This is a genomic window from Nonomuraea sp. NPDC052265, assembly GCF_044547985.1.
In the GTDB taxonomy this organism is placed as follows: Bacteria; Actinomycetota; Actinomycetes; order Streptosporangiales; family Streptosporangiaceae; genus Nonomuraea.
This window is the reverse complement of the sequence record NZ_JBIUBJ010000004.1, coordinates 529,734-549,814: the sequence shown is the minus strand read 5'-3', so window position 1 is coordinate 549,814 and position 20,081 is coordinate 529,734. Positions and strand designations below refer to the sequence as shown.

The window sequence follows — 20,081 nt, the reverse complement described above, 5'->3', positions numbered from 1 at the left end:
TCGGGCCGCGCCCTGTGGAGCGTTCCAGGATCCGGAACACCTCAGGCCACCACCAGCGCGGCCGAGATGGCCTGTGCCGCGCCGCGTACGGTGAGGCCGAGCCGGGCCAGCGGCGCGGACGGGGCAGGCGCCGCCACCCCCACCGACATGCACACGCCGCCGCCGGGCCCGAACACCGGCGCGGCCACGCACGACACGCCCTCGGTGTACTCCTCCTGGGCGTAGGCCACGCCGTACCGGCGGACCTGGGCCAGCTCCCGTTCCAGCGTGGCCACCCCGGTGATCGTGCGGCGGGTCAGCCGCTCGAAGCCGCCGCGTCCGAGCACCTCCTCGCGCAGCCCGGTGTCGAAGGCCAGCAGCGCCTTGCCGGTCGCCGTGCAGTGCAACGGCGCGAGGTCGGTGCCGTCGGAGCGGGATCGCACGCGGTCGTGGCCGTACAGGCGCTCGACGTAGCGGGCCTCCAGGCCGGCCGGCACGGCCAGGTTGACCGTCTTCCGGGTGGTCTCCTGCAGGCAGAGCAGGTACGGCAGCACCACCCGCCGCGACCCCGGGATCCGGCTCCGGGCGATGCCGGCCATCGTCTCCAGCTGCCGGCCGGGCAGGTAGCCGGTGCCCACCCGCCGGGCCAGCTCGCGCGCGCACAACACGCCCAGGATCCGGTGGGCCGTGGACTTGGGCAGGCCCGTGCTCCGGCTGAGCTGGGCCAGGCTGACCGGCCGGGGTGCGGCGCTCAGCGCGAGGAGGATGTCGATGCCCCGCTCCAGGCTCCCGATCGGCGTCACCGGACGCGTGAGGTCTTCCTGACGGGCCGTTTGCAGCGGCATGGCAGTCCCTTTCGCTCTCCGAGGAGCGGATGGGGCTTCCCGGGGCTACGGCTTGGCATTCCTTGCCCTACCCCGCCGCCGCGCGTCCGAATACCCGGTTCGGCGCGGGCTGATGATCTCCGGGTGCCCGGAAACGGCCACTTCAGCGGGGGTTCTGCGGTATAAGTCCAGAATTGTGGCATCTGCACTCGGCGGCCAGAGGGTGGGGCAACGCGAAGGAGGGCACCAGGATGACGCTGCGGGCGTACGCCGTCGCGCTGACGGCGGCGCTGCTGGCCGGGGGCCTGCTCTGGCTGGCGTACGGCTCGGGCCGGGACGTCCCGGAAGCCGCTCACCCGGTGGCCGCCACGCGCACTCCGGTGCCCGTGCCGCGGTCCACGCAGCGGCCGCCGGAGTTGCTGGAGTCCTGCGCGGACACCGCCGACGCCAGGCGGTGCGAGAGGCGGCGGGCCGTCCACGACGCCTGCGAGGAGTCGGGGTTCACCGGCCGTCGTTGCGCGGGCAGCGCGGCCGTCCACCGCGACCAGGAGGCGTTCCTGGCGGACTGCCGTCGCGCCGACGCCGTCGTACGCGACGCGGACACCTGCGCGCGAGCCGGGAAGAGCGCCGCGCGGGCGTACCTGTCCTGCCGGTTCGCCGGCGGGACGGACCGCCGGTGCGAGCGCCCGGCGGTCTACACCGCCTGCGTCCGGCGGGGCGGCGGGATGCTCTGCCGCGACGCCGCGCCCGGCTACGACGCCTGCCGGGCGCGGACCGCCGGCGGCACGGAGATCGCCCGCCACATCTGCGTCGAAGGCGTCGAGGAGTACGCCTACTGCCGGTACGGCTGGAGCCTCACCGCCGAGGGCGACATCTGCCGGCACGCGACGGCCGTCTACGAGGACTGCCGCACCCGCGCCCCCGTCGCCGCGTGCGAGAAGGCGCGGCACGAGGACGCCAAGGCCCACAACCCCTGACGCAGGCCGGGGAACCTACCGGCGCAGGGCCGCCGCGTCGGCGGCCAGCTTCTCCACCCGGGCCCAGTCGCCCGCGGCCAGCACGTCGGCCGGGGTCAGCCAGCTCCCGCCCACGCAGCCGACGTTCGGCAGCCGCAGGTAGTCGGCGGCGCTCTCGGCCCGGATCCCGCCGGTCGGGCAGAAGCGCACGTCAGGCAGCGGGCCGGCCAGCGACTTCAGGTACGGCACGCCGCCCGCCGCCTCGGCCGGGAAGAACTTCAGCTCCTTGATGCCGCGCTCGGCCAGCGCCATCACCTCCGAGACGGTGGCCGCGCCCGGCAGGTACGGCACACCGCTCGCCTCCAGCGCCTCGACCAGCGACAACGTCGTGCCCGGCGAGACCAGGAACCGGGACCCGGCCGCCACGGCCGCCGAGATGTCGGCGGTGGTGCGGATCGTGCCCGCGCCGACCGTGGCCCCCGGCACCTCCTCGGCGATCCGCTCGATCGCTCCGAGCGCGGCCGGCGTGCGCAGCGTCACCTCGATGACGGGCAGCCCGCCCGCCACGAGCGCCTCGGCCATCGGCACGGCGGTCGCCACGTCGTCGATCACCACGACGGGGATCACGGGGGCGAGGTCGAGCAAGCTCATGAGAGTCTTCTCCTCATCGGCCGGGGTCGCGGCCGTCTAGTGATGATCAGGATGGGCCTCAGCCCACGAGTTCGGTGCTGGCCCGCTGGCGCAGCCGGGCGGCCGCGCCGGTGAGCGCCGGCTGGGGCGCGACGATCAGCGTGGTGGCGATCGCCTCCAGGTATCCGGGCATGTCAGGGTTGCCGACGAACCGGGCACGGAAGCCGCTGGCCCGCACCCGTTCCACGATACGGGGCAGCACCCCGCCGCCCAGGTACACCCCACCCCTGGCGCCCAGGGTGAGCGCCACGTTCCCGGCGAAGCTGCCCAGCATCTCGCAGAACACCTCGACGGTCTCCGCGCAGAGCGAGTCGTCGAGCCGGGCCACGATGTCGGAGGCGTTCAGGTCGGGCGCGGTCACGCCGTTGACCTTGGCCAGCGCCCGGTGCAGGCGTACCAGGCCGGGGCCGGACAGCAGGTGCTCGGCCACGACGTGCGGCAGCCCCTCGGCCTGCAGCACCCGGACGATCTCCAGCTCCCGCCGGTCGATCACCGGCACCGTGACGTGCCCGCCCTCGCCCGGGACGGGTGTCCAGCCCCGGTCGGTGGGCACGAGCCCGCCGACGCCGAGCCCGGTCCCCGGCCCCAGCACGGCCTTGACACCGTCGCAGGGCTCGGGCCCGCCCAGGGACACCAGGTCGGGGCCCTCCAGGTGGGGCAGCGACACGGCCAGCGCCTCGAAGTCGTTGAGCAGCACCGCGTACGGGATGCCCAGGTCGCGTACGGACCCGGCCCAGGCCGAGTTCGTCAGCCGGTAGCGGTCGCCGTCGATCGGCCCGGCCAGCGCCAGGCACGCCGCGCCCGGCCGCGCCCCGCCCGCGTGCTCGGCGAGGTAGGCGTCCACGGCGTCGGGCAGGGTGGCGTAGGCGGAGCCGGCCAGCACCGCGACGTTCGACGGCCGGGCCTGCGGCGAGGTGACCAGCCCGAACCGGGCGTTGGTCCCCCCGATGTCGGCGACCAGCCAGGGAAGGTCAAAGGCACTCATCTCACACCTCCGATGCTCAGGGCGCGACCAAGATCGCACGCCGTCACCGGCAGGGTGCCACGAACGCTCACCGCTGCAGCCCGGCGGCCCGCGTGCCCGCCGGCGCGCCCGTCTCCAGGTGGGAGGAGCCCGCCTCGGCGGGGAAGCCCAGCCCGGGGCCGTGGTGGGGGGACTCGGCGCCGCTCACCCCGAAGATCCCGGCGCCCTGCTCGGCGTGCCCGGCCATGCGGCGGAACGTGGCGAACAGCTCCCGGCCCGTGCCGACCCACTCGGCGTCGCTCAGCGGCCGGCCCTCGGGCGTGCGCCGGGCCAGCTCCTCGGCGGGCACCAGCAGCTCCAGGGTTCCGGCGGCCGAGTCGAGCCTGACCACGTCGCCGTCGCGGACGAGCGCGATCGGCCCGCCGTCGGCGGCCTCGGGCGACAGGTGGATGGCCGCGGGCACCTTGCCCGACGCGCCCGACATGCGGCCGTCGGTGACGATCGCCACCCGCTGCCCGCGGTCGAGCAGCACGGCCAGCGGCGGCGTGAGCTTGTGCAGCTCGGGCATGCCGTTGGCGCTGGGGCCCTGGTAGCGGATGACGGCCACGAAGTCCTGCCCGTCCAGCTCGCCGGCCTCGAAGGCGCGCAGCAGGTCGAGCTGGTCGTCGAACACCTTGGCCGGGGCCTCGATCACCAGGTGCTCGGGCTTGACCGCCGACACCTTGCTGACGGCCCGGCCGAGATTGCCCTCGACCATGTGGATCCCGCCGTCGGCCGAGAACGGCTCGGCGACCGGACGCAGCACGTCGCGGTCCTTGCTGCCGCCCGTGACCGGCTCCCAGACCAGCTCGCCGTCCACCAGCGAGGGCGCCTCGCGGTAGCGGTCGAGGCCGGGGCCGGCGACGGTCAGCACGTCGCCGTGGAGCAGGCCCTCGTCCAGCAGGTCGCCGATGAGCACCTGCATGCCGCCGGCGTCGCGGAAGTGGTTCACGTCCGCCTGGCCGTTGGGGTAGATCTTGGTCAGCGACGGCACGACGCGCGACAGGCAGGCCAGGTCGTCCCAGGTCAGCACGATGCCAGCGGCGGCGGCCATGGCGACCAGGTGCAGCGTGTGGTTGGTGGAGCCGCCGGTGGCCAGCAGCGCCACGCAGGCGTTCACGAGGGACTTCTCGTCCACCAGCTCGCCGATCGGCGTGTACTCCGGACCGTGCGCGGTGATCTCCACCGCGCGGCGGCCGGCCGCCTCGGTGAGGGCGTGGCGCAGCTCGGTGTGCGGGTTGACGAACGTCGAGCCGGGCAGGTGCAGGCCCATGACCTCCATCAGCGCCTGGTTGGAGTTGGCGGTGCCGTAGAAGGTGCACGTGCCGGGGGAGTGGTAGGACTTGGCCTCGGCGTCCAGCAGCTCGGCGCGGCCGACCTTGCCCTCGGCGAAGAGCTGGCGGGCGCGCGCCTTGACCTTGTTCGGCAGCCCGGAGGTCATCGGCCCGGCCGGCACGAAGATCGCCGGCAGGTGCCCGAAGTGCAGCGCCCCGATGAACAGGCCCGGCACGATCTTGTCGCAGACGCCCAGCAGCAGCGACGCGTCGAACATGTCGTGCGACAGCGCGATGGCGGTCGCCATGGCGATCACGTCGCGGCTGTAGAGGGACAGCTCCATGCCCGCGCGGCCCTGCGTGATGCCGTCGCACATGGCGGGCACGCCGCCGGCGACCTGCGCCACGCCGCCCGCCCCGCGCACCGCGGCCTTCAGCTCGGGCGGGTAGGTCTCGTACGGCTGGTGGGCCGAGAGCATGTCGTTGTAGCTGGTCACGATCGCCACGCCGGGCTTGGCCGTGCCGCGCAACGACGGCTTGTCCTCCTCGGACGCGGCGGCGAAGCCGTGGGCCAGGTTCGCGCAGCCCAGGTGGGCGCGCGCCGGTCCCTTGGCCCGCGCCGCCTCGCCGTCGCGCCTGATGCGCGCCAGGTAGGCGGTACGGCTGGCCGCGCTGCGCTCGGCGATGCGATCGGTGATCTCCTGGATGACGGAATTCACAGGTCTTCCTCCTCGTGCCAGGCGCGACCGCTGCGGCCGAGCAGTTCGTGGGCCCCGGCGGGGCCGGTGGTTCCTGCGGGGTAGGGTTCGGGCAGGTCGGCTGAGGACTCCCAGGCCACCAGGATCGGATCGATCCAGCGCCAGGCCGCCTCCACCTCGTCACGCCGCATGAACAGCGTCGGGTTGCCCGCCAGCACGTCGGTCAGCAGCCGCTCGTACGCCTCCGGCACCCGGGCCGTGAACGTCTTGCCGAAGCTGAGCGACAGCGGCACCGGCTTCAGCGTCACCTCGCCCGCGCCCGGCTCCTTGGCCATGATGTGCAGCTCGATGCCCTCCTCGGGCTGCAGCCGCAGCACCAGGCGGTTCGGCGTGCCGCCGGGGAAGATGGAGTGCGGCACGTCCTTGAACTGCACCACGATCTCCGACCGCCGGTACGGCATGCGCTTGCCGGTCCGCAGGTAGAAGGGCACGCCCGCCCATCGCCAGTTCTTGATCTCGGCCCGGATCGCGGTGAACGTCTCCACCCGCCGAGAAGCCTCGGTCGTCGGCGTGGAGGCGGGTTCGTCCAGGTAGGACGGCATGCCGCCGGCCTCGGTGTACTGGCCGCGCACGGTGAACCGGTCCACCTCGCTCCCGACGATCGGCCGCAGCGACTGCAGCACCTTGACCTTCTCGTCGCGGATGGACTCGCGGTCGTTGCGGGACGGCGGCTCCATCGCGGTCAGCGTGAGCAGCTGGAGCAGGTGGTTCTGCACCATGTCGCGCAGCGCGCCCGCCTGGTCGTAGTAGCCGCGCCGGCCCGGCGTGCCGACGGTCTCGGCGGCGGTGATCTGGACGTGGTCGATCCACAGCGAGTTCCAGATCGGTTCGAGGAAGGCGTTGGCGAAGCGCAGGACCAGCAGGTTCTGCACCGTCTCCTTGCCCAGGTAGTGGTCGATGCGGAAGATCTGGCGCTCGTCGAAGATGGCGCCGACCTCGTCGTTGATCCGCTGCGCGCTCGGCAGGTCGCGGCCCAGCGGCTTCTCCAGCACCACCCGCGAGAGCGGGGTGACCAGGCCGGCCTCGTCCAGCTCGCGGCAGAAGGGGCCGAACGTCATCGGCGGGCTGGCCAGGTAGAACACCCGGTCGCGCTGCTCGTGACCGGCCAGCAGCCTGGTCAGCGCGCCCCAGCCCGACTTGTCATCGCCGCCGACGTCCACCGAGACGTGGTGCAGGCGGCCGAGGAAGCGCTGCCAGACGGCCGGGTCGTCCACGGGGACCTGGTCGCGTACCTCGGCGTCCACCTTGCCGCGGAAGTCGGCGTCGGTCAGCCCGCCCCGGGACATGGCGATGACGCGGGTCTCGGGGGACAGCCGGCCGTCCCTGTCGCTGTGGTAGAGCGCCGGGATCAGCTTGCGCATGGACAGGTCGCCGGTCCCGCCGAAGACGACGAGATCGGCGGTATGGGCAGGGCTGGCGGTCGAGAGGGGGGACAAGGCGAAGCTCCGTTGATCTACCAAGGAAGGACAGAACGGACACTAACGAGAGTTCGGGTCGTACACAAGCAGGGTTTTGCTATTTGAGATGAAAAAGTCTTCACCTTTCATTACCGAAGCCCATGTGATTCACTGGGCCGATGCCTCGACGTACCGCCGCGACCCTCGCCACGAGTGGCGAGGTGCTCCGCCTCATCCGCACGGGTGAGGCCGTCACGCGCGCCGACCTCGGCCGGGTGACCGGTCTGTCGCGCCCGGCGGTGCAACTGCGCGTCGGCGAGCTGCTCGAACGCGGCCTGGTCGTCGAGCGCACCGACGCCCCCTCCACGGGCGGGCGGCCGCCGGTCCGGCTGGAGTTCAACTCCGGAGGCGGCGTCGTCCTGGTCGCCGCGCTGGGCGCGAGCCGCACCCGGGTCGCGGTCTGCGACCTGGCCGGGCGTGAGCTGGCCGGCCGTGACTTCTTCATCGACGTCGAGCAGGGCCCCGACGTCGTGCTCCCGCTGCTCATGGACACCTGGGACGAACTGCTCGGCGACCGCCCCCGCTCATGCGTCAGGGGCGTCGGCATGGGCGTGCCCGCCACCGTCGAGTTCGCCCAGGGCCGTACGGAGAGCGCCCGGGTGATGGCCTCGTGGACCGGCGTGGTCATCCCGCCGATCATCCGCGAGCGCTTCCGCGTCCCGGTGCTCGTGGACAACGACGTCAACGTGCTGGCCATCGGCGAGCACCGCGGCGCCTACCCCGACCTCGACGACCTGATGTTCGTGAAGGTCTCCACCCGCATCGGCGCGGGCGTGATCGCCGGCGGCGAGATCCTGCGCGGCGCGCTCGGCGCGGCCGGCGAGATCGGGCACATCCCCGTGCTCGACGGCGGCGGCGTGCTGTGCCGCTGCGGCAACACCGACTGCGTCGACTCGGTCGCCAGTGGCACCGCGCTGCTGCGCGACCTGCGCGAGGCGGGCAAGGACGTCGGCTCCATCGCCGACGTGACCGCGCTGGTGCGCGCGGGCGACGCGGAGACCATGGCCATCGTCCGCACGGCCGGTCGCCGCATCGGCGAGGTGCTGGCCGGGGCGGTCAACATCCTCAACCCGTCGGTCGTGGTGCTCGGTGGCGACATGGCCGAGGCGTTCGGCCCGCTGGTGTCGAGCATCCGCGAGGTCGTCTACCGCCGCTCCACCGCCCTGGCGACCCGGCGGCTGCGCATCGAGCCGAGCCGGCTCGGCGCGGGGGCGGGCATCAGCGGATGCGCGGTGATGGTGCTCGACCACGTGCTCTCGCCCGAGGCGGTCGACGAGACGATGACGGTCTCCACGCTGCGCCGCGAGCGCGGCCTGGCCGCCTCCAGCTAGAGGTCCCAGCGAGGTTCGGGGCTCTCCCGCACCACGCCGTCCGCGCCGAAGATCAGGTGGCGGTCCAGGTCGTCGGCGAACCAGCGGTCGTGCGTGACCGCCAGCACCGTTCCCTCGAAGCCGCCCAAGCCCTCCTGCAACGCCTGCGCGCTTGCCAGGTCGAGGTTGTCGGTCGGCTCGTCGAGCAGCAGCAGCGTCGCCCCCGACAGCTCCAGCAGCAGGATCTGCAGCCGCGCCTGCTGGCCGCCCGACAGCGTCTCGAACCGCTGCCCGCCGGCCGGTGCCAGCTCGTAGCGGGCCAGCGCCGTCATGGCCTCGTTCCTGGTCAGCGCGAACGTCTCCATGACCAGCTCGGCGACCGGCCGTCCGTGCAGGTCGGGACGCAGGTGGGTCTGGGCGAAGTGGCCGGGGACGACGCGGGCGCCCAGACGGGTCACGCCGGTGTGCGCGACGGGCTCGCCCGCCAGCAGGCGCAGGAAGTGGCTCTTGCCGGTGCCGTTCAGGCCGAGCACGCCGACCCGCTCGCCGTAGGCGACCTCGGTGGAGAAGGGCCGCACCAGCCCGGTCAGCTCCAGGTCCTCGCACGTCACGGCCCGTTTCCCGGTACGCCCGCCGCGCAGCCGCATCCGTACGTTCTGCTCCTTGGGCGGCCGGCTCGGCGGCCCGGCCCGCTCGAAACGCTCCAGCCGGGAGACCGCCGACCGGTAGGCCCCCGCGAGCGCGTCATTGTTGGCCGAGCGCTGCCGCAGGACGTGCGCCAGCCGGCGCAGCCGGGCCCGCTCGTCCTCCCAGCGCCGCCGCCGCTCCTCCAGGCGCTGGCCGCGCCGCCTGCGGGCCTCGGCGTAACCGGCGAGGCCGCCGCCGTGCACCCACACCTCGCGCCCCTCCACCGTGACGACGCGGTCGGCCGCCTCGGCCAGCAGCCGCCGGTCGTGCGAGACCAGCAGCACGGTCTTGGCCGAGCTCCTGACCGCCCGCTCCAGCCACTGCTTGGCCGGCACGTCCAGGTAGTTGTCCGGCTCGTCGAGCAGCAGGATCTCGTCGGGGCCGCGCAGCAGCGCCTCCAGCATCAGCCGTTTCTGCTCACCGCCGGACAGCGTGGCCAGCCCCCGGCCGGCGACCCGCTCGTACGGCAGCCCGAGTGCCTCGGTCGCGCACGCGTCCCACACCACCTCCAGCTCGTAGCCGCCCGCGTCGGCGAAGTCGGCGACCGCCTGGGCGTAGGCGAGCTGACGGGGCTCGTCGTCGCACCGCCCGATCGCCGACTCGGCGCGCGCCAGCTCGGCCGCGGCCTCCCGCACCCGTGCGGGCGCGACGCCCAGCAGCAGGTCGCGCACGCTGCCCGTGCCCAGGAACTGCCGCATCACCCCGACGCCGCCCCCGGTGGTGACGCGCCCGTAGTCGGGCCGCAGGTCGCCCGCGATCAGCCGGAGCAGCGTCGTCTTACCGGCGCCGTTGGGGCCGACCAGCGCCGCCTTGGCGCCCTCGCCCACCTTGAACGACGCCTCCAGCAGCAACGGCCGCCCGTCCGGAAGCAGGTACGTCACGCCGCTCACCTCGATATGCCCCATGTTCCAGTACTAGACCATCGATCCGGTTCGCGTACAACGTATTATCCGTCGGGTGGACAACGTATGGGTGCGCCCCCGCAAGGACGCCAAGCCCAGGCTGACGCTTGACCGGATCGTCGCCGAGGCCGTCGCGCTGCTCGACGAGGAGGGCGTGGGCGGGTTGACCATGCGCCGGCTGGCCGAACGCCTCGACACCGGCTCGACCACCCTCTACTGGCACGTCCGTACCAAGGAGGACGTCCTGGACCTGGCGCTCGACGCCGTCTTCGGCGAGGTGCCCCTCCCCGGCGACCGCGACGACTGGCGGACGGCGGCGCGGGACCTGATGGACGGCTGGCGCGCCGCCCTGCTGCGCCACCCCTGGTCGGCCACCATCCTCGACCGCCCGCTCATGGGCCCCAACGCCCTGGAGCGCACCGACTTCCTCTACCGGACGCTGTCCGGGGCGGGCCTCGACGGCCCGCAGGCCGCCTACAGCCTGTCCAACTACGTCATGGGCTCGGTCATCATGCAGGTCACCTGGCAGCGCCGCGACCTGCTCGACACCGACGCGTTCCTGCGCGAGCGGGCCGCCAGCTACCCGGCGCTGGCCGAGCACGGCCTCGGCCACGACTGGGACGCCACCTTCACCACCGGCCTCGGCTACCTCCTGCGCGGCATGACGCCCGGGACCGGCGACGGGTGAACCGGCCGCGGTCCGCGGCGCATGCCCGGGGAGTCCCGCCGGGTCAGCGCCTGGGGCCGTGGGTCCTGGACGGGTGGTGGCCAGGCGGGGTGCCGTGCGGGTGGGACGGCGAGGTGCTCGCCGCCGGGTCCGTGCTCCGGGACGGCGTCGGCGCGGGGCCGGGCCGGGAGCCGTGCGAGGGGGCCGGGGTCCGGGTGGGTGAGGTCGCGACGGGACGGGGCGTGGCCGAGTGCGGGCGGCGCGTCCCTCGACCGCCCTCCGGATAGGCGGCCGGCGGCGGGGAACCGGGGGTGGCGGAACGGCCCGCGGTGGGCGCGGCGCCGGCCACGGTGGGCCCCGTGGCGGCCTTGGCGGGCCGGGTGGCGACGGGACCGGAGGCGACGGGACCGGAGGCGATGGCGGCGCGTTCCGACCGCACCGCGACGGGACGAGAGGAGTCGACGGCGACGGGCCCCGGCTTCCCGGAGGTCCGGCTCGCGTCGTGCGGCCAGTGCACCGGGTCGAGGCCCGGCGAGCTGAACGCGTCCCCCATGAGCGCCCCCGCGGTGGCCAGCATGAGCGTGCCCAGCAGCACCCCGGCGGCCATCAGCGCCCGCCCGCGCCGCGCACCCCCCTCGGGCGAGGAGGAGGCGGCTCGCGCCGCTGATCGATGGGTTCCGCTCACGTACCCCGATGGTAGTGACGTGCGGGCATGGGTCGGCCAGGAGGGGACGTCCGCCCGCGAAATGCGGCGTCAATCGTGATCAACACGCGCACAGCAGCCCGCGCAACGCCGTCTCCAGGCACAGCCCGGAGCGGGCGGGGACCGGCCACGGGAAGCGCACCAGCGACTCGTCCACGCGCACGGTCGCGCCGTACCGGTCGAGCTCCCACAACCACACCTCGCCGGGCTCCTCGCCGAGCTGCCTGGCCACGCCCGCGGTGAGCTGCGGCCGATGGGACGCGTTGACGTGCGCGATCATCCGTTCGGCCGCCTCGGTCAGCGGGTCGGGCGCCGCGCCGAGGTAGTCGTCGGCGTCGAGCAGGCCGGACTCCTGGCCGGTCAGGTAGACGACCTGGGCCACGTCCAGGCGCAGCAGGCGCGGGGCGTCGGGGCGGCCGTACCGCTCCAGGGCGTCGAACAGTCCCTCGTCGGCGCTGTGCGCGGCCACCGCCACCGCAGCGTCGCGGGCCTGCGACTCCACCACGGCCTCCGCCCACCCGTGCACCTCGATCATCGCCCGCGGATGCGTCACCTCGCCGAGCTGCCGCATGGCCGTCAGGTGCACCGCGACCACGGCGTCCTCGCGCAGGCCGTGCAGGGGCTCGCCGGGCCGGACCAGCAGCACCGGGCGCCCGCGCCCGTCCACGCCGCCCCGGGCGGGGGAGTGGACGCCGTCCACCGTGAGCTTGGCCGGCGTCGAGGTCGAGGCGAGGGTACGGATCCGCTCGGCGAGGGGCAGCATTGAGATCACATCCACTGGTAGGTTAGCCTTACCTAAGTAAGGATTACCTAATCACACCGAGGTGAACGTGCGCTACACCGGCCCGAAGGTGCGACTGTCGCGTCGCGCGGGCGTCCCGCTGACCAGGAAAGCCGTCCGCTACTTCGAGCAGCGCCCCTACCCGCCGGGCGAGCACGGCCGCAAGACCAACCGCCGCACCACCGGCGACTACGGGCTGCGGCTGCTGGAGAAGCAGAAGCTGCGCTGGTACTACGACGTGTCCGAACGGCAGTTGCGCCGCTACTGGGACCTGGCGGTCCGCAAGCCGGGGGCCTCGGGCGCCGAACTGGTCACGATCCTGGAGACCCGCCTGGCCTCCCTGGTGCTGCGGGCCGGCCTGGCCCCGTCGATCTACGCCGCCCGCCAGTACGTCACCCACGGCCACATCGCCGTGGACGGCCGCAAGGTGGACATCCCCAGCTACCTGGTCAAGCCGGGCCAGGTGATCACCGTACGGGAGCGCTCGCGGCGCATGCAGCCCTTCGTGGCCGCCGCCGAGGGCGTGCACGCCGACGAGCGCACCGCGCCCTACCTGTCGGTCGACCACGCCGACCTGCGCTTCACCCTCACCCACCGGCCCGAGCGCGAGCAGATCGCGGTCCCCGTGGACGAGCAGCTCGTGGTGGAGTTCTATTCTCGTTAGCCCTGACTGAAGCGGGAGAGCGCCACGCGAGCCGGCTGGAGTTGTTCTTCGACCTCGTCGTCGTCGTGGCGGTCGCCCAGCTCGTCCATCGGCTCCAGCACCCGACCTGGGAGAACGTCGCCCTGTTCGGGGTGCTCTACTACGCGGTCATGCAGGTCGTCGTCTCGGCCTCGGGCCACTCGTGGGAGCCGGAGCTCGCCGTCGCCGCCTCGGCCGTGCTCGGCGTGGCCCTGCGCGCCGGGTGGCGCTGGATCTGGGGGTGGGCGGTGCCCACCGCCCTCGCGCCGCTGGGGGTCGCCGCGCTGTCGGGGGCCGTCCCGGGGTACGTCTCGGTGACGCTGCTGCTGGCCGTGGCCCTGTGGCGGCTGGTCGACCGGCCCGGCCGGGCGGGCTCCGACCAGGTGGGCTCCGGTCGGGTGGACTCAGCCGGCGACGTCCTGCCGGCGTAGCTCGGCGACCTCGCGGCGCAGGGCGCTCAGCTCCTCCAGGATGCGCTGGGTGTGCACGCTGTTGTCCTGCTCCAGCGCGGCCCGCTCCTCGGCCGACTCCTCGTCCATGGCGCTGACGACGACCGCCATGAACAGGTTCAGCACGACGAACGTGCACACCAGGATGAAGATGGTGAAGAAGATCCAGGCCGTGGGGTGGGCGCCCATCACCTCGCGGGCGATGTTGCCCCAGTCGTCCCCGGTCATCGTCTGGTAGAGGGTGAACAGCGAGGTCGGCAGGCTGCCGAAGCGCTCGGGGGAGTCGCCTCCGTACAGCTTGGTGGCCATGACGGCGGCCACGTACAGGACCAGGGAGAGCAGCACCACGATCGAGCTCATCCCGGGCAGGGCGCGCAGCAGCGCCGAGACCACCCGGCGCAGGCTCGGCACCACCGACAGCAGTCGCAGGGCCCGCAGGATGCGCAGCGAGCGCAGCACCGACAGCCCGCCGGACGCCGGGACCAGGGCGATGCCGACGATCACGGTGTCGAACAGGTTCCACGGGTCGCGCACGAACGCCGACCGCTCGACGTAGATCTTGGCCAGCAGCTCGGCCACGAAGATGTAGAGGGCGACGTGGTCGATCGCGACCAGCACGTGGCCGAACTCCCCGGCGACGGCGGGAACGGTCTCCAGACCGAGGGTGGCCGCGTTGACCAGGATGACGCCGACGATGAAGCGCTGGAAACGCCGGTCGGCGAGGAGGACATGGACGCGTTCACGCACGGGGGCAGGCTCCTAAAGATCGGTCATGTGCCGTTCCATGATGCAGCAACATGATCAAGGAGGTGCCTGTGGTATAAATCGCACCTGAAAGTCACAGGGGCAAGGGGGCGCAAGGGGCATGTCATATCCGAACTACGGTCCGTCCTACTACGGGCCGCCGCCCCAGAGCCATCCCAACGGCACCACCATCCTCGTGCTCGGCATCCTGAGCCTGGTGGTCTGCGGCATCCTCGGCCCCTTCGCCTGGTCGATGGGCAACAAGGCGCTCAAGGAGATCGACGGCAGCGGCTACCCCTATGACAACCGGGGCGCGGTGCAGGCCGGCCGCATCTGCGGCATGATCGCCACGATCCTGCTAATCCTCGGGGCCGCGTTCATGGTCCTCGGGCTCGGGGCCGGCATCCTGTCGGCCATCTTCTCCAACCACTAGGGGCCGCACGCAGTAGCCTCCGATGCCCGACTCCAGCAGGTCGAAGGCCGCCGCGGCCTGAGCCCGCAGGTCGGGCGCGATCGTCTCCCAGCTCTCGCCCGCCAGCATCCGGGTCACCGCGTGGGCGGTGAGGATCCTGGTCGTGCCGAGGATCTGCGTGGCCACCATCTCCGGGGTCAGGTCGTCGGGATCGGCGTCGAGCTCGTCGGCCAGGGCCGCGGCCAAGGCCCGTTCCCGCGCGACGTGCAGCTCGCGCAGCTTGGCCACCAGTGACGGGCTCCCGTTCACGATCCGGGCGAACACGTCGCCGCCCGCGTTGAGCCCGTAGCGCCAGTGGCGTGCGTCGAGGGCCTCCAGGAAGTCGCGGCGGAAGGCCCGCGCCACGCTCTCGCCCGGCCGCCGCCCGCGCACCACCTGCTGCGGAAGTTCGGTCACCAGGTCCTGCCGGTCGGCGAACAGGTCTTCCTTGGTCGGGAAGTAGTTGAAGACCGTGTTGACCGACACGTCCGCGGCCCGCGCGATCTCGGCCACGGTCACGTTGTCGAACCCGCGCGTCATGAACAGCCCCATCGCCACGTCCGCGATGCGCTGCCTGGTCTCGCGCTTCTTGCGCTCCCGCAGCCCCTCTTCCATGCCGCCATGATACCAAGTTTGCAGTGACTCCAAAATTGTGGTTACTCTAATTTTGGAGGCGATCCTACATGTTGAGAACCACAGGTCTGACCAAGACCTTCGAAGGCGGCGTGGAGGCAGTCAAAGGCGTCGACATCTCGGTGGAGGCCGGCGAGATCGTCGGGTTCCTCGGGCCCAACGGCGCCGGCAAGACCACGACCATGCGCATGCTGACGACCCTGCTCCGCCCGACCTCGGGCACCGCCACGGTGGCGGGCCACGACCTGCTGGGCGACCCGCGCGAGGTGCGCCGCCGCATCGGCTACGTCTCGCAGGGCGGCGGCGTCAACCTCATGGCCCCGCTCGCCGGCGAGCTGGAACTCCAAGGCATGCTGTACGGCCTGACCAGGGCCGAGGCCAGGTCCAGGTACCGCGAGGTCCTGGCCCGGCTCGACCTGGCCGGCATGGAGGAGCGCGTGGGCGGCGCGCTGTCGGGCGGGCAGCGCCGCCGCTTCGACATCGCCTTCGCCCTGCTGCACGACCCCCGGCTGCTCTTCCTGGACGAGCCCACCACCGGCCTCGACCCGCAGAGCCGCGCCAACCTGTGGGAGCACGTCCGCTCCCTGCGCGAGGAGCGCGGCGTGACGATCTTCCTGACCACCCACTACCTGGACGAGGCCGACGCGCTCTGCGACCGCCTCCTGATCATCGACGACGGCCGGATCGCCGCCGAGGGCACCCCGGCCGAGCTCAAGGCGGGCCGCACGCTCGACGACGCGTTCCTCGACATCACCGGCAGGTCGCTGCGCGAGGAGGCGGGGGTCTGATGCTGCGCGAGACCTGGGTGCTGTTCCGCCACTCCCTGCGCGCCACCTTGAGCCAGAAGCTCGGCATCGTCTTCGGCGCCGTCCAGCCGCTGCTGTTCCTGGTGCTGTTCGGGCCGATCTTCGCCACGTTCGGCACCTGGGAGGTGCTGGTGCCGGGGCTGATCGTGCAACTCGGCCTGATGAGCATGGGGCTGGCCGGGTTCGGGGTGGTCTTCGACAAGCGCTTCGGCGTGCTGGAGCGCCTGCGCGTCACCCCGGCCAGCCGGACGGCCCTGCTGCTCGGGCGGGTGCTCAACAACGCCGTGACGATGGTCGTCCAGACGCTGATGCTGCTGGCCGTCGGGTTCGCTTTCGGGATGCGGGTGCCGATCGCCGGGCTCGTGGCCGGGTTCGTGCTGGTCGTGGTGCTGGGGGCGAGCCTGGCCGCGCTGTCGTACGCCGTCGCGCTGACCATCGGCGAGCAGCTCTTCGCGCCCGTGATGTCGACCGCGGTCATCCCGCTGGTGCTGCTGTCGGGCGCCTTCCTGCCGATGTCGATGGCGCCCGGCTGGCTGGACGCCCTGTCCCGACTCAGCCCCTTCAGGTACGTGCTGGAGGCGCTGCGCGACCTGTTCGCCGGCCACTACGCCACCGGCACGGTCGCGATCGGCGTGGCCGTCACGGTCGCCCTGGCCGGGGTCGGCCTGACCGTCGGGACCCGCGTGTTCAACCGGGAGGCCGCGTGAGCGGGCCGCTCCGGGACGGCCCGCCCGCCCGCGATCAGGCCGCGGCCCTGGCCCGCCGGTGCAGCGCGGCCAGGATGCCCGCCGGATCGACCGTCCCGTAGCCGTAGTCGTAGTCGAAGCCCACCTCGCTGCGGTCCTCGGCGGTACGCCGCAGCAGCGCCCGCAGCTGCGCCGGCGACAGCTTGGCGGCCGGCCACCGGGTGCGCACCGCGGCCACCAGCCCGGCGGCCACCGGCGTCGCCGCCGAGGTGCCCGTGTCCGGCTCGCCGTCGCCGAAGGCCCGCGACCCCGAGAAGTGCGTGTACGCGCACACGTCGGGCTTGCGCGCGGTCAGCCGCCCCGGCCCCTGCGAGGAGTAGCCCACCCGCCCGCCGTTGACGTCGACCCCGCCGATCGACAGGGCCTTGGGGTGGGAGTTGGCGCCCCCGATGGGCCGGTTGGGGAAGGCGCACCGGCCGTCGGGGCACTCCCTGCCGCAGTTGCCCGCCGCGAACAGCACGTCCGCGCCCGCCCGGTCGAGACTGGCCACCACCAGGTTGAACGGGTGGGCCGCGTTGTCGGAGTAGTTGCCCGGATGCCCGACGGGGAAGTCCCACTCGGGGGAGAACGACCCCCACGAGTTGCTCACCACCAGCGACCTGGACGCCGCGGGCTGGGCCTCCAGCACCGTGCGCAGATGCGTGAAGGCGGCCACCGCGTCCGACAGCAGCCCGTCCAGCGCCGAGCCGCCCGGACGGGCCGACCGCAGCACGGGGATGTCGATCACGGACGCCTGCGGGGCGGCGATGAGCGCGTCGAAGGCGCACATCGTGCCGTGGTCGACCTCGAACTGGCCGGCCCGTCCGGTGACGCCGGAGGGGTTCCAGCTGCGTTCGGCGTCGAGCGTGACGCCGCGGCCGAGCTGTCTGGCGACGTGGGCGGCGTTGACGCCGGTGTCGAGCACGGCCAGCGCCACCCCGGCGCCGTCGAGCCCCTCGGCGTGCAGGCCCGCGACGTTGAGCAGGCGCTCGACGTCGTGCCAGTCGCCCACCGGCGGATTGCCGCCGCAGGTCAGGCTGGACTCGATCACCGGATCGGCGAACACGCCGACGACGTCGGGACGCAGCGTGGGCAGCAGCGTGACCCGCGAGGTCAGCTCGTCGTCGGAGATCGTGCCGCGGACGAGCACGGAGGCGTCCTCGGCGGCCAGCGAGAAGTCGAGGGGCTGGTGGAGGGACAGGGGATCGCCGCCGGCCGCGGGGACCGGCCTCGGCACGGCGACCGGTGTGAAGGCCGTGTCGAGTTCGACGCCGGGCAGACCGTCGGCGACGTCGGCCGTGGTGGCGGCCTGGCCGGGGTCGGCGACGGCCGCGACCAGATCGGGGGAGGGGCGGAGCTGGATCAGGACCCGCATGAGTCACCACCGAACGTATGGGGGAAAACGAACGACCCAACATTCCTGCATCCGTCAAGGCTCGTCCAGCCCCTTACGGTGGTTGTGACCTGCGAAAACATTACATAAGTGGCGAAGCGGACCGATATTGTTTCCGGGGCGTCAGACTTCCTTGTCGTCGGTCTGTTCACTACGGTGATGCATCATGACGCTCCAGGCGCAGACGCCGGTTTCCGACGGGGAAAGACACCACTGGCTGCCGGTCCGGCCGAGGCTCGTTCTCGCCAGTGCCTTCATGCTTTTCCTCGAACTGGCGCTCATCCGGTGGACCGGCTCGAATATCGTTCATCTGAGCTATTTCACCAATTTTGTCCTGCTGGGTTCCTTTCTTGGAATCGGGCTCGGATTCCTGCGCGTGGGGCGTTCGCGCCGCCAGCCCTATTACTCACCGGTCGTCCTGCTCGTCCTGGTGGCCGTCGTGCTGGCCTTCCCGGTGACCGTCGACCGCAACACCGAGGGCGTCCTGTACTGGACCAGCCTCGGCACCGTCGGGCCGCCCGCCTGGCTGATCCTGCCGGTGATCTTCGTCGCCGCCGCGGCGGTGCTCATGGGGCCCGCCGAGCTGGTCGGGCGCTGCTTCCCCGAGCTGCCGCGCCTGGAGGCCTACCGCTACGACCTGATCGGCAGCCTCAGCGGGATCGCCGCGTTCACGGCGCTGTCGTTCCTGTCGGCGCCGCCGGTGTTCTGGGGGGCGGTCGCCGCCCTGTGCTACGGCCTGCTGCTGGTGCCCCGGCCCCGCTCGCTCTACCTGGGCCTGGTGGTCCTGCCCTCGCTCGTGGTCGTCGGCCTGCTGCTGTCGGAGACGCTGACGGCCGGGGCGCTGTGGTCGCCGTACTACAAGGTGACCTACAAGGCGATGCAGGTGCTCGGCGTGCCGGTCACCGACATCGCCGTCAACGGCATCCCCCACCAGCAGGCCGTGCCCGCCTACGCCCGCCTGCAGTGGGAGCGCCAGTACGGGCTGCCCTACGAGCGCACCACCAGGCCGCCCAAGGACGTGCTGATCGTCGGCGCGGGCAGCGGCACCGACGTGGCCATCGCGCTGTCCAAGGGCGCCCAGCACGTCGACGCCGTCGAGATCGACCCCAAGCTGCGCGAGCTGGGCGGCAGCGTGCACCCCGACAAGCCCTACGACGACCCGCGCGTCACCACCCACATCACCGACGGCCGCGCCTTCCTGGAACGCAGCGGCGACCGCTACGACCTGATCCTGTTCGCCCTGCCCGACTCGCTCACGCTCGTGTCGGGGGCCAGCTCGCTGCGACTGGAGAGCTACCTGTTCACCGAGGAGGCCATGCAGGCGGCCCGCGACCACCTGCGGCCCGGCGGCACCTTCTCGATGTACAACTACTACCGCGAGAGCTGGCTGGTCGACCGCCTGGCCTCGACCATGCAGACCGCCTTCGGCCACAAGCCCTGCGTCGACGTGGTCAGCACGGCCGGCCAGCAGGCCGTCATCACCGCCGGCCTGACCGCCTCCGACCAGCGCTGCGCGAGCGAGTGGCCCGGCGCCGCCGCCGGCACCCCGGCCCCGGCCAACGACGACCGCCCCTTCCTCTACCTCAAGGACCGGACGATCCCGCCGATCTACATCATCACCCTCGGCCTGATCCTCATCGTCAGCCTGCTGGCCGTCCGCGTCGTGGCGGGCCCGTACGGGCGCATGAAGCCCTACGCCGACCTGTTCCTGCTCGGGGTGGCGTTCCTGCTGCTGGAGACCAAGAGCGTGACGGGCTTCGCGCTGCTGTTCGGCACCACCTGGGTGGTCAACGCGATCGTCTTCGCCGGGGTCCTGGTCGCCGTGCTCGCCGCCGTCGAGGTGACCCGCCGCTTCCGCACCCCGCCGCTGCCCGTCATGTACGCCGTGCTGCTGGCCGGCCTGCTGCTGGCCTGGCTCGTGCCGAACACGTGGCTGCTGTCGCTGCCGGTGCCGCTGCGCGCCGTGGCGGCCGTGACGGTGGCGTTCCTGCCGATCTTCGCCGCGAACGTGGTCTTCGCCAAACGTTTCTCCGACACCGCCGACGCGACCACGTCCTTCGGCGCGAACCTGCTCGGCGCGATGGTCGGCGGCTGCCTGGAATACCTGGCGCTGGTGATCGGCTACAAGGGCCTGCTCATCGTGGCCGCCCTGCTCTACCTGGGCGCCCTCGCGGTGATGCCGCGAAAGACCGCGCTCGTGTGACACC

The 20,081-nt window shown here is 72.6% G+C and carries 21 protein-coding genes; 9 read left to right on the top strand and 12 right to left on the bottom strand.

Translation table 11 applies throughout. The features are described from left to right. Positions 1–41 precede the first annotated feature (41 nt). A complete protein-coding gene (locus ACIHAD_RS16160; RefSeq protein ID WP_397355212.1) occupies positions 42–824 on the bottom strand; it encodes an IclR family transcriptional regulator in 783 nt (260 codons plus the stop codon). A gap of 173 nt (positions 825–997) precedes the next feature. Here ACIHAD_RS16160 and ACIHAD_RS16155 point away from each other — a divergent pair, with 173 nt between their 5' ends. After that, a complete protein-coding gene (locus tag ACIHAD_RS16155) occupies positions 998–1,780 on the top strand; it encodes a hypothetical protein (RefSeq protein WP_397355211.1) in 783 nt (260 codons plus the stop codon). Between the two features lie 15 nt (positions 1,781–1,795). Here the strand turns inward: ACIHAD_RS16155 and eda are convergent, their stop codons facing one another. From eda to zwf, 4 genes are all read right to left on the bottom strand, one after another. Next, positions 1,796–2,410: a bifunctional 4-hydroxy-2-oxoglutarate aldolase/2-dehydro-3-deoxy-phosphogluconate aldolase gene (gene eda / locus ACIHAD_RS16150; RefSeq protein ID WP_397355210.1), complete on the bottom strand. Its 615-nt coding sequence runs from the start codon at positions 2,408–2,410 to the stop codon at positions 1,796–1,798. A 58-nt stretch (positions 2,411–2,468) separates the two neighbouring features. Next, the gene (gene glk, locus ACIHAD_RS16145; RefSeq protein ID WP_397355209.1) at positions 2,469–3,434 is read right to left on the bottom strand and encodes a glucokinase; all 966 of its coding nucleotides are present in this window, start codon (positions 3,432–3,434) and stop codon (positions 2,469–2,471) included. Positions 3,435–3,501: 67 nt separating this feature from the next. Then, the gene (edd, locus tag ACIHAD_RS16140; protein ID WP_397355208.1) at positions 3,502–5,445 is read right to left on the bottom strand and encodes a phosphogluconate dehydratase; all 1,944 of its coding nucleotides are present in this window, start codon (positions 5,443–5,445) and stop codon (positions 3,502–3,504) included. Next, positions 5,442–6,845, bottom strand: coding sequence for a glucose-6-phosphate dehydrogenase (zwf, locus tag ACIHAD_RS16135; protein WP_397355385.1), 1,404 nt, complete (start codon positions 6,843–6,845; stop codon positions 5,442–5,444). The genes edd and zwf overlap by 4 nt, the downstream gene beginning before the upstream one ends. A gap of 215 nt (positions 6,846–7,060) precedes the next feature. Here zwf and ACIHAD_RS16130 point away from each other — a divergent pair, with 215 nt between their 5' ends. Beyond that, a complete protein-coding gene (locus ACIHAD_RS16130) occupies positions 7,061–8,272 on the top strand; it encodes an ROK family protein (RefSeq protein ID WP_397355207.1) in 1,212 nt (403 codons plus the stop codon). On the opposite strand, the gene ACIHAD_RS16125 is transcribed toward ACIHAD_RS16130, so the two are convergent. Then, positions 8,269–9,843: an ATP-binding cassette domain-containing protein gene (locus tag ACIHAD_RS16125; RefSeq protein WP_397355205.1), complete on the bottom strand. Its 1,575-nt coding sequence runs from the start codon at positions 9,841–9,843 to the stop codon at positions 8,269–8,271. The genes ACIHAD_RS16130 and ACIHAD_RS16125 overlap by 4 nt on opposite strands. 52 nt (positions 9,844–9,895) lie before the next feature. Between ACIHAD_RS16125 and ACIHAD_RS16120 the strand changes: the two genes are divergently transcribed. After that, complete coding sequence (locus ACIHAD_RS16120; RefSeq protein WP_397355204.1) at positions 9,896–10,528, top strand: TetR/AcrR family transcriptional regulator C-terminal domain-containing protein; 633 nt, start codon at positions 9,896–9,898, stop codon at positions 10,526–10,528. Positions 10,529–10,571: 43 nt separating this feature from the next. Here ACIHAD_RS16120 and ACIHAD_RS16115 read toward each other — a convergent pair whose 3' ends face one another. Next, positions 10,572–11,192 carry a hypothetical protein gene (locus ACIHAD_RS16115; protein ID WP_397355203.1) on the bottom strand — a complete coding sequence of 207 codons (621 nt, stop codon included), beginning with the start codon at positions 11,190–11,192 and terminating at the stop codon, positions 10,572–10,574. A 79-nt stretch (positions 11,193–11,271) separates the two neighbouring features. Next, a complete protein-coding gene (locus tag ACIHAD_RS16110; RefSeq protein WP_397355384.1) occupies positions 11,272–11,973 on the bottom strand; it encodes a DUF2470 domain-containing protein in 702 nt (233 codons plus the stop codon). A gap of 67 nt (positions 11,974–12,040) precedes the next feature. On the opposite strand from ACIHAD_RS16110, the gene rpsD reads away from it, so the two are divergent. Next, complete coding sequence (gene rpsD / locus ACIHAD_RS16105; RefSeq protein WP_397355383.1) at positions 12,041–12,655, top strand: 30S ribosomal protein S4; 615 nt, start codon at positions 12,041–12,043, stop codon at positions 12,653–12,655. A 41-nt stretch (positions 12,656–12,696) separates the two neighbouring features. Beyond that, on the top strand, positions 12,697–13,104 hold the full coding sequence (locus tag ACIHAD_RS16100; protein ID WP_397355201.1) for a hypothetical protein: 408 nt from the start codon (positions 12,697–12,699) through the stop codon (positions 13,102–13,104). Here the strand turns inward: ACIHAD_RS16100 and ACIHAD_RS16095 are convergent. After that, positions 13,078–13,869, bottom strand: a complete 792-nt coding sequence (locus ACIHAD_RS16095) for an ion transporter (RefSeq protein ID WP_397355200.1) — start codon at positions 13,867–13,869, stop codon at positions 13,078–13,080. The two genes, ACIHAD_RS16100 and ACIHAD_RS16095, sit on opposite strands and share 27 nt — an antisense overlap. 118 nt (positions 13,870–13,987) lie before the next feature. Here ACIHAD_RS16095 and ACIHAD_RS16090 point away from each other — a divergent pair, with 118 nt between their 5' ends. Continuing rightward, on the top strand, positions 13,988–14,299 hold the full coding sequence (locus ACIHAD_RS16090) for a DUF4190 domain-containing protein (RefSeq protein WP_397355199.1): 312 nt from the start codon (positions 13,988–13,990) through the stop codon (positions 14,297–14,299). Here ACIHAD_RS16090 and ACIHAD_RS16085 read toward each other — a convergent pair. Next, positions 14,225–14,932, bottom strand: a complete 708-nt coding sequence (locus ACIHAD_RS16085) for a TetR/AcrR family transcriptional regulator (RefSeq protein WP_397355198.1) — start codon at positions 14,930–14,932, stop codon at positions 14,225–14,227. The two genes, ACIHAD_RS16090 and ACIHAD_RS16085, sit on opposite strands and share 75 nt — an antisense overlap. Positions 14,933–15,000: 68 nt before the next feature. Between ACIHAD_RS16085 and ACIHAD_RS16080 the strand changes: the two genes are divergently transcribed. Then, positions 15,001–15,738, top strand: a complete 738-nt coding sequence (locus tag ACIHAD_RS16080; RefSeq protein WP_397355197.1) for an ABC transporter ATP-binding protein — start codon at positions 15,001–15,003, stop codon at positions 15,736–15,738. Then, positions 15,738–16,463, top strand: coding sequence for an ABC transporter permease (locus ACIHAD_RS16075; RefSeq protein WP_397355196.1), 726 nt, complete (start codon positions 15,738–15,740; stop codon positions 16,461–16,463). Before ACIHAD_RS16080 ends, ACIHAD_RS16075 begins: the two co-directional genes overlap by 1 nt. 34 nt (positions 16,464–16,497) lie before the next feature. Here ACIHAD_RS16075 and ACIHAD_RS16070 read toward each other — a convergent pair whose 3' ends face one another. Both ACIHAD_RS16070 and ACIHAD_RS16065 read right to left on the bottom strand, forming a co-directional pair. Then, positions 16,498–17,856 (bottom strand): S8 family serine peptidase, encoded by a 1,359-nt coding sequence (locus ACIHAD_RS16070; RefSeq protein ID WP_397355195.1) that lies wholly within the window; start codon positions 17,854–17,856, stop codon positions 16,498–16,500. Positions 17,857–17,997: 141 nt separating this feature from the next. Further along, positions 17,998–18,132 (bottom strand): hypothetical protein, encoded by a 135-nt coding sequence (locus ACIHAD_RS16065; protein WP_397355193.1) that lies wholly within the window; start codon positions 18,130–18,132, stop codon positions 17,998–18,000. Here ACIHAD_RS16065 and ACIHAD_RS16060 point away from each other — a divergent pair. Continuing rightward, positions 18,131–20,077: a spermidine synthase gene (locus tag ACIHAD_RS16060; RefSeq protein ID WP_397355192.1), complete on the top strand. Its 1,947-nt coding sequence runs from the start codon at positions 18,131–18,133 to the stop codon at positions 20,075–20,077. The two genes, ACIHAD_RS16065 and ACIHAD_RS16060, sit on opposite strands and share 2 nt — an antisense overlap. Positions 20,078–20,081: the final 4 nt, after the last annotated feature.

Bases quoted from the DNA above. Each gene is read 5' to 3' on its own strand.
- ACIHAD_RS16075 (WP_397355196.1), top strand. From the start codon at position 15,738: ATGCTGCGCGAGACCTGGGTGCTGTTCCGCCACTCCCTGCGCGCCACC.
- ACIHAD_RS16060 (WP_397355192.1), top strand. From the start codon at position 18,131: ATGCTTTTCCTCGAACTGGCGCTCATCCGGTGGACCGGCTCGAATATC.
- ACIHAD_RS16080 (WP_397355197.1), top strand. From the start codon at position 15,001: ATGTTGAGAACCACAGGTCTGACCAAGACCTTCGAAGGCGGCGTGGAG.
- ACIHAD_RS16065 (WP_397355193.1), bottom strand. From the start codon at position 18,132: ATGAAGGCACTGGCGAGAACGAGCCTCGGCCGGACCGGCAGCCAGTGG.
- ACIHAD_RS16130 (WP_397355207.1), top strand. From the start codon at position 7,061: ATGCCTCGACGTACCGCCGCGACCCTCGCCACGAGTGGCGAGGTGCTC.
- zwf (WP_397355385.1), bottom strand. From the start codon at position 6,845: ATGCGCAAGCTGATCCCGGCGCTCTACCACAGCGACAGGGACGGCCGG.
- ACIHAD_RS16160 (WP_397355212.1), bottom strand. From the start codon at position 824: ATGCCGCTGCAAACGGCCCGTCAGGAAGACCTCACGCGTCCGGTGACG.
- glk (WP_397355209.1), bottom strand. From the start codon at position 3,434: ATGAGTGCCTTTGACCTTCCCTGGCTGGTCGCCGACATCGGGGGGACC.
- ACIHAD_RS16085 (WP_397355198.1), bottom strand. From the start codon at position 14,932: ATGGAAGAGGGGCTGCGGGAGCGCAAGAAGCGCGAGACCAGGCAGCGC.
- ACIHAD_RS16110 (WP_397355384.1), bottom strand. From the start codon at position 11,973: ATGCTGCCCCTCGCCGAGCGGATCCGTACCCTCGCCTCGACCTCGACG.
- ACIHAD_RS16125 (WP_397355205.1), bottom strand. From the start codon at position 9,843: ATGGGGCATATCGAGGTGAGCGGCGTGACGTACCTGCTTCCGGACGGG.
- eda (WP_397355210.1), bottom strand. From the start codon at position 2,410: ATGAGCTTGCTCGACCTCGCCCCCGTGATCCCCGTCGTGGTGATCGAC.
- ACIHAD_RS16090 (WP_397355199.1), top strand. From the start codon at position 13,988: ATGTCATATCCGAACTACGGTCCGTCCTACTACGGGCCGCCGCCCCAG.
- ACIHAD_RS16070 (WP_397355195.1), bottom strand. From the start codon at position 17,856: ATGCGGGTCCTGATCCAGCTCCGCCCCTCCCCCGATCTGGTCGCGGCC.